Source organism: Streptomyces sp. NPDC058534, from assembly GCF_042717365.1.
GTDB lineage: Bacteria > Actinomycetota > Actinomycetes > Streptomycetales > Streptomycetaceae > Streptomyces.
In genome coordinates, this window is record NZ_JBHXNW010000028.1 from 1 (window position 1) to 13,132 (window position 13,132).

A 13,132-nucleotide genomic window follows, 5' to 3' on the forward strand; every position below is an offset into this window, starting at 1 on the left:
GGGGCGCGCCGGCGTGTTTTTGCTGGGGGTTTGTTCGTCCGGGCGGGGCGCGGGCGGGGGGCGGGCGCGCCTCCCCCGCGCCCCCCCCTCCGTCGTCGTACGGGAAGAAGCGGCTAGAGCTTCTCGATCACATAGTCGACGCACTTCGTGAGCGCCTCGACGTCCGCCGGGTCGATCGCCGGGAACATCGCCACCCGCAGCTGGTTGCGGCCGAGCTTGCGGTACGGCTCGGTGTCGACGACGCCGTTGGCGCGCAGCACCTTGGCGACGGCGGCGGCGTCGATGTCGTCGGCGAAGTCGATGGTGCCGATGACCTGCGACCGCTTGGCCGGGTCCGAGACGAACGGGGTCGCGTACTTGGCCTCCTCCGCCCAGGAGTAGAGGCGGGTCGAGGAGTCCTTGGTGCGGCCGGTGGTGAAGTCCAGGCCGCCCTGGCCGTTCATCCAGTCCAGCTGCTCGCCCAGCAGGAAGAGCGTGGCGAGGGCCGGGGTGTTGTACGTCTGGTTCTTGCGGGAGTTGTCGATCGCCGTCGGGAGGGAGAAGAACTCCGGGACGTGCCGGCCGGAGGCGTGGACTCGCTCGGCGCGCTCGATCGCGGCCGGGGAGAAGACGCCGATCCACAGGCCGCCGTCGGAGGCGAAGGACTTCTGCGGGGCGAAGTAGTAGACGTCGGTCTCGGCGATGTCGACCGGCAGACCGCCGGCGCCGGACGTCGCGTCGACCAGTACGAGGGAGCCCTCGTCGGCTCCGGCGACCCGCTTGATGGGCATGGCGACGCCGGTCGAGGTCTCGTTGTGGGTGAACGCGTAGACGTCCACGCCGGCCTCGGCGCGCGCGTCGGGGTGGGTGCCCGGGTCGGAGGAGACGACCGTCGGCTCGGCCAGCCAGGGCGCGAGCTTCGCGGCCTTGGCGAACTTGGAGGAGAACTCGCCGAAGCTCAGGTGCTGCGACCTGTTCTCGATCAGGCCGTGGGTCGCGACGTCCCAGAACGCGGTGGAGCCGCCGTTGCCGAGGATCACCTCGTAGCCGTCGGGGAGCCGGAACAGCTCGCGGATGCCCTCACGGACCTTGCCGACCAGGTTCTTGACCGGAGCCTGTCGGTGGGAGGTGCCGAGGAGGGACGTACCGGTGGCGGCCAGGGCGTCCAGCGCCTCCACCCGCACCTTGGAGGGACCCGCGCCGAATCGACCGTCCGCGGGCTTGATGTCAGCAGGAATCTGGATCTCAGCCACGTGCCGGAGGGTATCCCGTCGGCCAAACCGGACGAAGCCATGTCCGTCCGATGAGACGAAGTCTCCGCCTTGCGGACCTGTACCGAACCACAAGAGCCATGCTGGATGACATGACCGATCTGGAGGCAGCACTGCGCAGGGCCGTCCGCGGCGAGGTCGGGTTCGACGTCACCTCCCGCGCGCTGACGACGATGGACGCGTCCAACTACCGGAGGGTCCCGCTCGGCGTGGTGGCGCCGAGAGACGCCGACGACGTGGCGGCCGTGCTGGGGGTGTGCCGGGAGCACGGGGTGCCGGTGGTCGCACGGGGCGGCGGCACGTCGATCGCCGGGCAGGCGACGGGCACGGGGGTGGTCCTGGACTTCACCCGGCACATGAACCGGCTGGTCTCCCTCGACGCGGAGGCCCGTACGGCCATGGTCCAGCCGGGCCTGGTCCTCGACCGCCTCCAGGACGCCGCCGCCCCGCACGGCCTGCGCTTCGGCCCCGACCCCTCCACCCACAGCCGCTGCACGCTCGGCGGCATGATCGGCAACAACTCGTGCGGCTCCCACTCGGTCGCGTGGGGCACGACGGCCGACAGCGTCCGCGAACTGACCGTGCTCACCGCGCGGGGGAAGCGGCTGCGGCTCGGGCAGGAGTGGGCCGGGGCGCCGGACGGCCTGCGCGACCTCGTCGACGGCGGCCTGGCACGCCTGCGCACGGGCTTCCCCGACCTCCCCCGCCGTATCTCCGGCTACGCGCTGGACGCGCTGCTGCCGGAGCGGGGCGCGGACGTCGCCCGCTCCTTCTGCGGCTCGGAGGGCACGCTGGGCGTGCTGACCCAGGCGGAGGTCCGGCTGGTCGAGGCGCCACGCGCGCGTGCGCTGGCGGTGCTGGGCTACGCCGACGAGGCCGGGGCGGCGGAGGCGGCGGCCGGGCTGCTGCCGTACGGCCCGCTGACGGTGGAGGGCATGGCGGTCGACCTGGTCCCGTCCACGGAGGGGCTGCCCCGGGGCGGGGCGTGGCTGTTCGTGGAGACCGGCGGCGAGTCGGAGGCGGAGGCACGCGCGCGTGCGGAGGCGATCGTGCGGGCGGCCGACGTCGTCGACGCGCGCGTGGTGACCGACCCGGCGGGCCGGCGGACGCTGTGGCGCGTGCGGGAGGACGCGAGCGGTACGGCGACGCGGATGCCGGACGGTTCGGAGGCGTGGCCCGGCTGGGAGGACTGCGCGGTGCCCCCGGCCCGCCTGGGCGCCTACCTGCGCGACTTCAGGGCGCTGCTGACCTCTCATGGTTTGCGCGGCACACCGTACGGCCACTTCGGCGACGGCTGCATCCACGTACGCATCGACTTCGACCTGCTGACGGACGCGGGGGTCGCGCGATTCCGCCGCTTCTCGGAGGAGCTGGCGGACGTGGTCGTGGCGCACGGCGGCTCGCTCTCCGGTGAGCACGGGGACGGGCAGGCGCGAGCGGAGCTGCTGCCGCGGATGTACGGGGCGGAGACGGTCGCCCTCTTCGAACGCGCGAAGGCCGTCTGGGACCCGGACGACCTCCTCAACCCGGGGATGCTGGTCCGCCCGGCGCCGTTGGACACCAACCTCCGCTTCTCCGTCCTGCCGCGCGAGCCGGTGGACGTGGCGTTCGGCTACCCGTCCGACGGCGGTGACTTCTCGGCGGCGGTACGGCGCTGCGTGGGGGTCGCCAAGTGCCGTACGACGTCGGTGACCGGCTCGGGCGTCATGTGCCCGTCCTTCCGGGCGACGGGGGACGAGGAGCACTCGACCCGCGGGCGCGCCCGCCTGCTGCACGAGATGCTCGCGGGCGAGCTGGTGACGGACGGCTGGCGGTCGACGGAGGTCCGCGACGCGCTCGACCTGTGCCTGTCCTGCAAGGGCTGCCGCTCCGACTGCCCGGTCGAGGTCGACATGGCCACGTACAAGGCGGAGTTCCTGCACCACCACTACGCGGGGCGCCGCCGACCCGCCGCCCACTACGCGATGGGCAGGCTGCCGGTGTGGCTGCGCTGGGCGGCGCGGGCCCGCCTGGCGCCGGTCGTCAACGCGCTGGCGTCCGTGCGCCCGTTGGCGGCCGTGGCGAAACGCGTGGGCGGGATCGCGCGCGAGCGGGACCTGCCGCGCCTGGCACGGGAGCCGTTCACTCGCTGGTGGCGCCGGCGTCCCTCAGGTCCGGATCGCTCCGGCGACCTGGTCGTCCTCTGGCCCGACACCTTCACCGAACACCTGTCGCCGTCCGTGGGCCGGGCGGCCGTACGGGTGCTGGAGGCGGCGGGACTGCGGGTGGCGCTGCCACCGACCCTGCGGGGTCGGGCCGCGGTCGGCGACGGTACGTCGAAGTCGGCGGCGGCGCTGATGACCGCCCGCCGGGGCCGGGTCTGCTGCGGTCTGACGTACGTGTCGACGGGGCAGCTGGACCAGGCCCGCGCGGTGCTGCGACGCACGCTGGACCTGATGGCCCCGGTGCTGGAGACGTCGGCGCCGGTCGTCGTCCTGGAACCGAGTTGCGCGGCGGCCCTGCGCACGGACCTCCCGGAGCTGCTCCACGACGACCCCCGGGCGGCCCGCCTCGCCGCCCGGGTGCTGACCTTCGCGGAGGCCCTGGAACGCCACGCCCCCCACTGGACTCCGCCCGCCGTGGACCGCCCGGTCACCGGCCAGACCCACTGCCACCAGCACGCGGTCCTGGGCGACGCCCCCGACCGCCGCCTGCGCGAGGCAGCGGGCCTGACCGGCGAGCTGACCGGCGGCTGCTGCGGCCTCGCGGGCAACTTCGGTTTCGAGGCCGGCCACTACGAGGTGTCGACCGCGTGCGCCGAGGACCAGCTGCTGCCGGCGGTGCGGGAGGCACCGGAGGGGGCGGTGGTCCTGGCGGACGGCTTCTCTTGCCGGACGCAGTTGGAGCAGTTGGCGGGGGTGCGGGGGCGGCACTTGGCGGAGGTGTTGGCGGAGGGGCTGGAGGAAGAGTAGCGATTGCGGAATGCTGGTGCGGTACGGGTCGCCGGGCGCGGGCCGGTGCGGCGGTGGGTGCCTCGGGGTTTGGGCATCAGGCCCAGCCGTGCGAGGAGGCGGCCGATAAGGTCGGTCATGTCATCAGCTCCGATCAGGTACAGCTGGTGGCCGTGCCCCCGGACGACTCCACCCGTCGCGGGGGTCTGACGGTTCCATGCAGTCGAGCCTGTTCCAGTCGGTTCTCGCGGCTGCCCGCATGGCCGAGCCCTACCCGGAGTTGTTGGCGGCGAGTTCACATCTGCTTTCCGTGGGGCGCCGTCCGGCCTGACGACCAGGAACCGCGTGACGCGGCCGGCGCGTGATCATTCGTATGGACGGTTCGGATGATCAGGCGGAGGTACGGCGGCGACGCGTCGGCAAGCGGACGTGGCTGATCGGCGGCGCTGCCGGCGTCGTCGCGTTGGGCGTCGTCGTGGGGATGGTGGTCGTCGGCGACGAGCCGGAGGGCATCGCCGCGCCGTACGCGTGCCGGGCCTCGGGTGAGGGGGCCGCGCCCGCCGGCGGGGACGCGTCGGTACGGGCCGCCCCGGAGGGCACCGTGGCTCCCGCCGACTTCGACGGAGACGGCAACCCCGACCTGGCCTTCGGCGCGGGCGGCAGTGTGGAGGGCGGGAGTGGGGGCGGGAGTGTCGAGGTCGCGTACGGGACGGGGGACGGGACGCGGGTCGGACGGTGCCAGTACCTCACTCAGGACGACCCCGGGATACCCGGCAAGAATCGCGACGAGGCGTTCTTCGGGACGGACGTCGTGGCGCGGGACTTCGACGGGGACGGGTACACCGACCTCGCCACCGCCGTCTTCGACTGGAAGCCGAGCGTGATCATCGTGTGGGGGTCGGGGGAGGGGCTGTCGAGTGCCACGCGCGTGCCGGGCACGGACGGCAGCCACGTCGCCTGGGACAACGACCCGATCCTGGAGGAGCAGCTCGCCGCCGGTGACTTCGACGGGGACGGGCACTCCGACCTGGTCTTCGGGCTCGGTTCCGACAAGGGGCTGCTCAAGGGCCCCTTCGAGCGCGACGGCACCCCGGCCGGGACGGCCCGCGTCCCCGCCCCGCGCCGACCCGCGCCGGACGTCGACACCGCGAACTTCGGCGACCTCGTCGCCGGGGACCTCGACGGCGACGGCGTCGACGACCTGGTGAGCTTCCACGACGCCGACCCTGACCCCGAGGGGCCCTGGTCCGAGCAGATGCGGCCGGTGGCCTACCTGCACGGCGGCCGGGACGGCTTCACGCAGCCGCAGGGTATCCGCCTCCCCGACGCCGGGGCCGGTGCCATCGGCGACGTGGACGGCGACGGCTTCGGCGACCTGGTCCTCACCCCCCGGGGCGGTGACGCGAGCCGCAGCTCGGTGACGGTCGTGTACGGCTCGGAGTCCGGGCCGGGCAGGCGGACGACGACCGTCGACCGCGACACCCCGGGCGTGCCGGGCGAGGAGCCCCAGGACGAGGATGCCGTCTTCGTGTCCCTGGACGTCGGGGACGTCAACGGCGACGGATACGCGGACGTCGTCGCCGGCGCTCCTCGGTGGGACATCTACGGGGAGCCGGGCCCGGAGCAGGTGCTGTTCCTGGCAGGCGGACCGGACGGGCTCAGTGGTCAGGGTGGCCGCCTCTTCGACGGGAGCGACCTCGGCGCCGCCCCCGACGGGCAAGCCGACTTCGGCAGCTCGCTGGGCCTCACCGACCTGGACGGCGACGGACGCGCCGACCTCGTGGTGACCGCGCCGGGCAGCGACACGATCGACAGCGTCGCGTGGGTGCTCCCCGGCACCGCGAAGGGACCCGCCACCGAGGGCGCCACCCGGCTGTCCGGCGACGCCTTCGACGACACGGAAGGGCTGGGACTGCTGATGGGCGGCGGGGGGATCGCTCTCTAGCCGCATCCTGTGCTCCGTCTCCGTCCCGAGCACCGCTTATCTAGGACAAGAACTGACCTCGATGGCCCATAGCGTGGTCCCCGACCGACGGACCGGAACACCGGAAGGCGGAACCATGACCCTCGACGACCCGACCACCCGCGAGTCGACCACCCGCGAGTCCACCACCCGCGACCTGGCCGAGGCCCCGGCCCTCAGCGGTGAGCGCGCCGACCTGCTGGAGGTGCTGGCCAAGCACCGGCACTTCCTGCGCTTCACCACACGTGACCTCACCGACGAGCAGGCCGGGCTCCGGACCACCGCCGGCGAGCTCTGCCTGGGCGGCCTGATCAAGCACGTGACCTCGGTCGAAAGGGGCTGGGCGGACTTCATCCTGGACGGCCCCTCCGCGATGGGGGACTTCACGGCCATGACCGAGGCCGACTGGGCCCAGCGCGCCGACGAGTTCCGGATGCTGCCCGGCGAGACGCTGGCCGGTGTACTGGCCGACTACGCCGAGGTGGCCCGCCGGACCGATGACCTGGTCGCCACGCTGCCCGACCTGGAGGCCGCGCAGCCGTTGCCGAAGGCCCCGTGGTTCGAGCCCGCCGCGCAGTGGTCGGTCCGGCGGGTGCTGCTGCACGTCATCGCCGAGACCGCCCAGCACGCCGGCCACGCCGACATCGTCCGGGAGTCCCTGGACGGTGCGAAGAGCATGGGCTGACCGGAAAGGACCCTGATCCCGAGCCGGTGTGTTCGGTGCCGCCCGCGAGAGTTCGTCAGGGCGTCGTCTCGCCCCGGACCAGCGGACCGCACACCGGCTGGATGTCCTCGGGCAACTCGTCCGGGCGGCACCAGCGGGCCTCCAGGATCTCGAACGGGTCGATGCGCAGCTCGCCGCCCAGCAAGCGGGCCTCGTACGCCACTTCCAGGCGGGTGCGCAGGCCGCTGTTCAGCATGACCAGGCGGCCCACCTCCACGTCGAGGGCGGTCTCCTCCCTGACCTCGCGGACGACGGTCCGCCGGAAGTCCTCGCCCTTGCGCGCGAAGCCGCTCGGCAGGCCCCATTGGCGGCCCGGCGGCCACATCCGGTGCTTCAGCAGCAGGACCCGTCCCTCGTCGTCGCGCACGACGCCGGTCACGCCGACGACGTACTTGGTGTGCAGCAGCCACATCACACGGCTCTGCACGGGGCGCAGCAGGCGCCAGAGGCGGGCAACGAGTCGTCTCACGGTGCGGACGCTACCTCCTCGCCGAAAGGGCCCTTCCGGCGAGTCCGCCCACATGCCGGAAGTCCGTTGACAGCGGCCCTCCCCGCTCGCGACAGTTGCGTGGCAGGGCTATGTGCCTGACTTGGTTCATTGCTGTGCACTGTGACGTACAGTGTGATGAACAATCTGATACCTGGCCTACTCCCCAGACCTACTCCCAGACGACCCGGAGCCACCGTGAGCACCCCCAGCACCCCGTCCGCCGCCGCCCCCGTGGCCGGCGCGGAGGCGGCGCCCGTCGCCGGCCATCAGTCCGTGCCGGGCGGGCGACGGGGTTCCCTCGGTCCGGTCGGCCTGGTCCTCGCCGGTGGCCTCTCCGTGCAGTTCGGCGCGGCGCTGGCGGTGACCCTGATGCCCCGGGCCGGCGCGCTCGGTGTGGTGACCCTGCGGCTGGCCGTCGCCGCCGTCGTACTGCTGCTGATCTGCCGGCCCCGGCTGCGCGGGCACTCCCGGGCCGACTGGGGCACGGTCGTCGTCTTCGGCATCGCCATGGCCGGTATGAACGGCCTCTTCTACCAGGCCGTCGACCGCATCCCCCTCGGCCCCGCCGTCACCCTGGAGGTGCTCGGGCCGCTCGCCCTGTCCGTCGTCGCCTCCCGCCGCGCGGTCAACCTGGTCTGGGCGGCGCTCGCCCTGGCCGGCGTCTTCCTGCTCGGCGGCGGCGGCTTCGAAAGCCTCGACCCGGCCGGTGTCGCCTTCGCGCTCGGGGCGGGCGCGATGTGGGCGGCGTACATCCTCTTCAGCGCCCGCACCGGGCGCCGCTTCCCGCAGGCCGACGGGCTGGCGCTCGCGATGGCGGTCGGCGCGCTGCTGTTCCTGCCGCTGGGCATCGCCGAGTCGGGCGGCAAGCTCCTGGACCCGGCCACGATCGCGCTGGGCGCCGGGGTCGCCCTGCTCTCCTCCGTCCTGCCCTACACCCTCGAACTCCTCGCCCTGCGCCGCCTGCCCGCCCCCACCTTCGCCATCCTGATGAGCCTGGAGCCCGCCATCGCCGCCACGGCCGGCTTCCTCATCCTCGACCAGGCCCTCTCCGCCACCCAGTCCGCGGCCATCGCCCTGGTGATCGCGGCCAGCATGGGGGCGGTGCGGACCCAGGTGGGGCGGGGGAGCCGCGCGAAGCGACAGCTGCCGGGGCCGGGGGACGACGGCCAGTAGGGGGCGGGCGCGGGTTTCGGACCGTGCCCGACGTCGTGTGCATGAGGCTAAGGTCGGGCGCGGGACCTCACGCCTGACACCCGTCGGCGGGCTTGCGCGTCCGCCCCGGGCGCGAAGGGAGCGGCAGCATGAGCCCACAGCACTCCGCGGCCGTTGGTGAGGGACCGTTGACCCCTCGCCCCGAGCGCACCCCGCGGACCCTGCGAGCCGCCTGCGCGGTCGTTGCCCCCGAGTTGCTGTCGGCGTACGACCAGGCGACGGACCAGGCGCTCGCCGAAGCGGTGGAGGGCGGTTCTCTCGCGCCGATCAACGCCTGCCTGCTGCACTGGGCCACGCTGATCGCTCGCCGAGTGACCTGCAAGTGACCCCCGACCCCCTCTCCTGACGGGCCGGCACGGGGTCGCCGAGCACCCGCGCCGCCACGGACTGCCGTCCGGTCAAAATCCAGCAAGCATGCTTGATTGTTTCTGCACCCCCTGCCATGCTCCTCAACCACACCGCGCCGCAAGCCGCCGTGCCCGAGGGGAGCGATCGTGTCCGACCCGACGCCCGTGATCGACGATCTGCGCGAGGAGAGTGAGGAACTCGACGCGCTGGTGGCCCGGTTGGGGCCCGGGGAGTGGCGGCTCGCCAGCCCCGCGCCCGGCTGGACGGTCGCGCACCAGATCGCGCACCTGGCCTGGACCGACCGCGCCGCCCTGCTCGCCGTCACCGACGAGGACGGCTTCCGGGGCCTGGTGGAGCAGGCCCTCGCCGCACCCGACCGGTACGTCGACGACGGTGCCGAGGAGGGCGCCCGGCAGGACCCCGCCGAGCTGCTGGCCGCCTGGCGGGACGGCCGCGCCGCCCTTGAGGAGGCGCTGCGCCGAGCGACCCCCGGCGCCCGCTTCCCCTGGTACGGGCCGCCGATGGCCGCCGCCTCCATGGCCACCGCCCGCCTGATGGAGACCTGGGCGCACGGCCTGGACATCGCGGACGCGATCGGTGTCGTGCGCCCGCCCACCGACCGCCTCCGGCACGTCGCCCGCATCGGCGTCCGTGCCCGGGACTTCGCCCACGCCGCCCACGGACTCACCCCGCCCGCCGGGCAGTTCCGCGTCGAACTCACCGGTCCGGGCGGCGATGTCTGGGCGTACGGTCCCGAGGACGCCCCGCAGCGCGTCACCGGCCCCGCGCTCGACTTCTGTCTCCTCGCCACCCAGCGTGCCCACCGCGCCGACCTCGCCCTCACCGCCGAGGGCCCGGACGCCGACCGCTGGCTGGACATCGCCCAGGCCTTCGCCGGGCCGCCGGGAGCCGGGCGGAAACCCAAGGGGACGAAGGGGGCGGCCCGGTGAGCGTGCTGCGCGTCGGCAACGCCTCCGGCTTCTACGGCGACCGCTTCGACGCCATGCGCGAGATGCTCACCGACGGCCCCCTGGACGTCCTCACCGGCGACTACCTCGCCGAGCTGACCATGCTCATCCTGGGCCGCGACCGGCTGAGGGACCCCGCCGCCGGATACGCCCGCACCTTCCTGCGGCAACTGGAGGAGTGCCTGGGCCTCGCCCACGAGCGGGGCGTCAAGATCGTCGCCAACGCCGGCGGACTCAATCCCGCCGGGCTCGCCGACGCCGTACGGACCCTCGCCGACCGCCTCGGCATCCCCGTACGCGTCGCGCACGTCGAGGGCGACGACCTCACCGCCGCCCACCCGGGGACCCTCGCCGCGCACGCCTATCTCGGCGGCCACGGCGTCGCCGCGTGTCTGCGCGCGGGCGCCGACGTGGTCGTCACCGGGCGGGTCACCGACGCCGCCCTGGTCACCGGGCCCGCCGCCGCGCACTTCGGCTGGGCGCCCACGGAGTACGACCGGCTCGCGGGCGCGGTCGTCGCCGGGCACCTGCTGGAGTGCGGGGCGCAGACGACCGGCGGCAACTACGCGTTCTTCCAGGACGGCGACGTACGGCGCCCCGGCTTCCCGCTCGCCGAACTGCACGCCGACGGCACCTCGGTCATCACCAAGCACGACGGCACCGGCGGCTTCGTCGACACCGGCACGGTCACCGCCCAACTGCTGTACGAGACGGGCGGCGCCCGGTACGCGGGGCCCGACGTCACCGCCCGGCTGGACACCGTACGGCTCGCCCAGGACGGCCCCGACCGCGTCCGCGTCGAGGGCGTGCGGGGCGAGGCGCCGCCGCCCACCCTCAAGGTCGGCCTCAACCGCCTCGGCGGCTTCCGCAACGAGGTCACCTTCGTGCTCACCGGCCTCGACGTCGAGGCCAAGGCCGCGCTGGTGCGCGCGCAGCTGGAACCCGCGCTCGGCAAGGCCGCCGACGTCCGCTGGGACCTGGTCCGCACCGACCGGCCCGACGCGCCGACCGAGGAGACGGCCAGCGCCCTGCTGCGACTCGTCGTCCGCGACGCCGACCAGCAGGTCGTGGGGCGGGCGTTGAGCGGGGCGGCCATCGAACTGGCCCTTGCCAGTTACCCCGGCTTCCATGTGCTGGCGCCACCCGGAAAGGGCGCGCCCTATGGCGTTTTCGAGGCCACCCACGTCCCCCGGGACACCGTCGACCATGTGGCCGTCCTCCACGACGGGCGCCGGGTCCCCGTGCCCGGCGCCCAGGACACCGCCGTACTGGCGGACGTACCGGAACCGCCCCTGCCGGAGCCGCTCCCGCCGGGCCCCACCCGCAGCGCCCCCCTCGGGCTCGTCGCCGGTGCCCGCAGCGGCGACAAAGGTGGGGACGCCAACGTCGGCGTCTGGGCGCGGACCGACGACGCCTGGCGCTGGCTCGCGCACGAACTCACCGCCGACCGCTTCCGGGAACTCCTCCCCGAGGCCCGCGACCTGCCCGTCACGCGGCACCAGCTGCCCAACCTGCGTGCCCTCAACTTCGTCGTCGAGGGCATCCTCGGCGAGGGCGTCGCCGCCCAGCACCGCTTCGACCCGCAGGCCAAGGCGCTCGGCGAATGGCTGCGCGCCCGCCATCTGGACATCCCGGAGGTCCTCCTGTGACCGTCCTCGCCTCCGCCCTCGACCCCGCCGCCCCCGACCACCGCGCCAACCGCGAGACCATGCTGGCGAAACTCGCCGACCTGGCCGCCGAACACGCCAAGGCGCTGGCGGGCGGCGGCGAGAAGTACGTCGCCCGGCACCGGGGGCGCGGCAAGCTCCTCGCCCGCGAGCGCATCGAGCTGCTCCTCGACCCCGACACGCCCTTCCTGGAGCTGTCCCCGCTGGCCGCCTGGGGGAGCGAGTACGCGATCGGCGCCTCCCTCGTCACCGGCATCGGCGTCGTCGAGGGCGTCGAGTGCCTGATCACCGCCAACGACCCCACCGTGCGCGGCGGCGCCAGCAACCCCTGGTCGCTGAAGAAGGCCCTGCGCGCCAACGACATCGCGCTGGCCAACCGGCTGCCCTGCATCAGCCTGGTGGAGTCCGGCGGCGCCGACCTGCCCTCCCAGAAGGAGATCTTCATCCCCGGCGGCGCGATCTTCCGGGACCTCACCCGGCTGTCGGCGGCCGGCATCCCCACCATCGCCGTCGTCTTCGGCAACTCGACGGCCGGGGGCGCCTACATCCCCGGCATGTCCGACCACGTGATCATGGTCAAGGAGCGCGCCAAGGTGTTCCTCGGCGGGCCGCCCCTGGTCAAGATGGCCACCGGCGAGGAGAGCGACGACGAGTCGCTGGGCGGCGCCGAGATGCACGCCCGCACCTCGGGCCTCGCCGACCACTTCGCCCTGGACGAGCCCGACGCCCTCCGCCAGGCCCGCCGCGTCGTCGCCCGCCTCAACCACCGCAAGGCGTACGCCGATCCGGCACCGGCCGAGCCGCCCACGTACGACCCGGAGGAACTCCTCGGCATCGTCCCCGGCGACCTCAAGGCCCCCTTCGACCCGCGCGAGGTCATCGCCCGGATCGTCGACGCCTCCGACTTCGACGAGTTCAAGCCGCTGTACGGGACGAGCCTGACCACCGGCTGGGCCGCCCTGCACGGCTACCCGGTCGGCATCCTGGCCAACGCCCAAGGGGTGCTGTTCAGCGAGGAGTCCCAGAAGGCCGCCCAGTTCATCCAGCTCGCCAACCAGCGCGACATCCCGCTCCTCTTCCTCCACAACACCACCGGTTACATGGTCGGCAGGGAGTACGAGCAGGGCGGCATCATCAAGCACGGCGCCATGATGATCAACGCGGTCTCCAACTCCCGCGTCCCGCACCTGTCCGTCCTCATGGGGGCGTCCTACGGCGCCGGCCACTACGGCATGTGCGGCCGCGCCTACGACCCGCGCTTCCTCTTCGCCTGGCCCAGCGCCAAGTCCGCCGTCATGGGCCCGCAACAGCTCGCCGGCGTGCTCTCCATCGTCGCCCGCCAGTCGGCCGCCGCGAAGGGGCAGCCGTACGACGACGAGGGCGACGCCGCGCTGCGCGCCATGGTGGAGCAGCAGATCGAGTCCGAGTCGCTGCCCAAGTTCCTCTCCGGGCGGCTCTACGACGACGGTGTCATCGACCCGCGCGACACCCGCACCGTCCTCGGCCTGTGCCTGTCGGCCGTCCACACCGCGCCCTACGAGGGCGCGCGCGGTGGCTTCGGCGTCTTCCGGATGTGAGGG

General features: G+C 73.7%; 10 protein-coding genes and 1 pseudogene. 9 read left to right on the forward strand and 2 right to left on the reverse strand.

Annotation, left to right across the window (positions count from 1 at the left end):
* Window positions 1–113: 113 nt before the first annotated feature.
* Window positions 114–1,232, reverse strand: coding sequence for a phosphoserine transaminase (serC, locus tag ACFWR9_RS18675; protein ID WP_383843077.1), 1,119 nt, complete (start codon window positions 1,230–1,232; stop codon window positions 114–116).
* Between the two features lie 110 nt (window positions 1,233–1,342).
* Here serC and ACFWR9_RS18680 point away from each other — a divergent pair, with 110 nt between their 5' ends.
* The 4 genes and pseudogenes from ACFWR9_RS18680 to ACFWR9_RS18695 all read left to right on the forward strand — a co-directional run bounded on the left by ACFWR9_RS18680 (window position 1,343) and on the right by ACFWR9_RS18695 (window position 6,828).
* Entirely contained in the window at window positions 1,343–4,201 is a 2,859-nt protein-coding gene (locus tag ACFWR9_RS18680) for an FAD-linked oxidase C-terminal domain-containing protein (RefSeq protein WP_383843080.1), read from the forward strand.
* 202 nt (window positions 4,202–4,403) lie between these two features.
* Window positions 4,404–4,511 (forward strand): annotated as a pseudogene (locus ACFWR9_RS18685) (SAM-dependent methyltransferase); the annotation flags it as partial.
* A 42-nt stretch (window positions 4,512–4,553) separates the two neighbouring features.
* Window positions 4,554–6,125 carry an FG-GAP-like repeat-containing protein gene (locus ACFWR9_RS18690; RefSeq protein WP_383843083.1) on the forward strand — a complete coding sequence of 524 codons (1,572 nt, stop codon included), beginning with the start codon at window positions 4,554–4,556 and terminating at the stop codon, window positions 6,123–6,125.
* A 115-nt stretch (window positions 6,126–6,240) separates the two neighbouring features.
* Window positions 6,241–6,828 (forward strand): DinB family protein, encoded by a 588-nt coding sequence (locus ACFWR9_RS18695; protein WP_383843086.1) that lies wholly within the window; start codon window positions 6,241–6,243, stop codon window positions 6,826–6,828.
* A gap of 55 nt (window positions 6,829–6,883) precedes the next feature.
* On the opposite strand, the gene ACFWR9_RS18700 is transcribed toward ACFWR9_RS18695, so the two are convergent.
* Complete coding sequence (locus ACFWR9_RS18700) at window positions 6,884–7,336, reverse strand: NUDIX hydrolase (RefSeq protein WP_383843089.1); 453 nt, start codon at window positions 7,334–7,336, stop codon at window positions 6,884–6,886.
* A 216-nt stretch (window positions 7,337–7,552) separates the two neighbouring features.
* Between ACFWR9_RS18700 and ACFWR9_RS18705 the strand changes: the two genes are divergently transcribed.
* The 5 genes from ACFWR9_RS18705 to ACFWR9_RS18725 all read left to right on the forward strand — a co-directional run bounded on the left by ACFWR9_RS18705 (window position 7,553) and on the right by ACFWR9_RS18725 (window position 13,129).
* Window positions 7,553–8,530 carry a DMT family transporter gene (locus tag ACFWR9_RS18705; RefSeq protein WP_383843092.1) on the forward strand — a complete coding sequence of 326 codons (978 nt, stop codon included), beginning with the start codon at window positions 7,553–7,555 and terminating at the stop codon, window positions 8,528–8,530.
* Between the two features lie 128 nt (window positions 8,531–8,658).
* Window positions 8,659–8,895 (forward strand): DUF6247 family protein, encoded by a 237-nt coding sequence (locus ACFWR9_RS18710; protein WP_383843095.1) that lies wholly within the window; start codon window positions 8,659–8,661, stop codon window positions 8,893–8,895.
* A gap of 168 nt (window positions 8,896–9,063) precedes the next feature.
* Complete coding sequence (locus ACFWR9_RS18715) at window positions 9,064–9,867, forward strand: TIGR03084 family metal-binding protein (protein WP_383843098.1); 804 nt, start codon at window positions 9,064–9,066, stop codon at window positions 9,865–9,867.
* On the forward strand, window positions 9,864–11,534 hold the full coding sequence (locus tag ACFWR9_RS18720) for an acyclic terpene utilization AtuA family protein (RefSeq protein WP_383843101.1): 1,671 nt from the start codon (window positions 9,864–9,866) through the stop codon (window positions 11,532–11,534). The genes ACFWR9_RS18715 and ACFWR9_RS18720 overlap by 4 nt, the downstream gene beginning before the upstream one ends.
* Window positions 11,531–13,129, forward strand: coding sequence for an acyl-CoA carboxylase subunit beta (locus ACFWR9_RS18725; RefSeq protein WP_383843104.1), 1,599 nt, complete (start codon window positions 11,531–11,533; stop codon window positions 13,127–13,129). The genes ACFWR9_RS18720 and ACFWR9_RS18725 overlap by 4 nt, the downstream gene beginning before the upstream one ends.
* The last annotated feature ends 3 nt before the right edge of the window (window positions 13,130–13,132 follow it).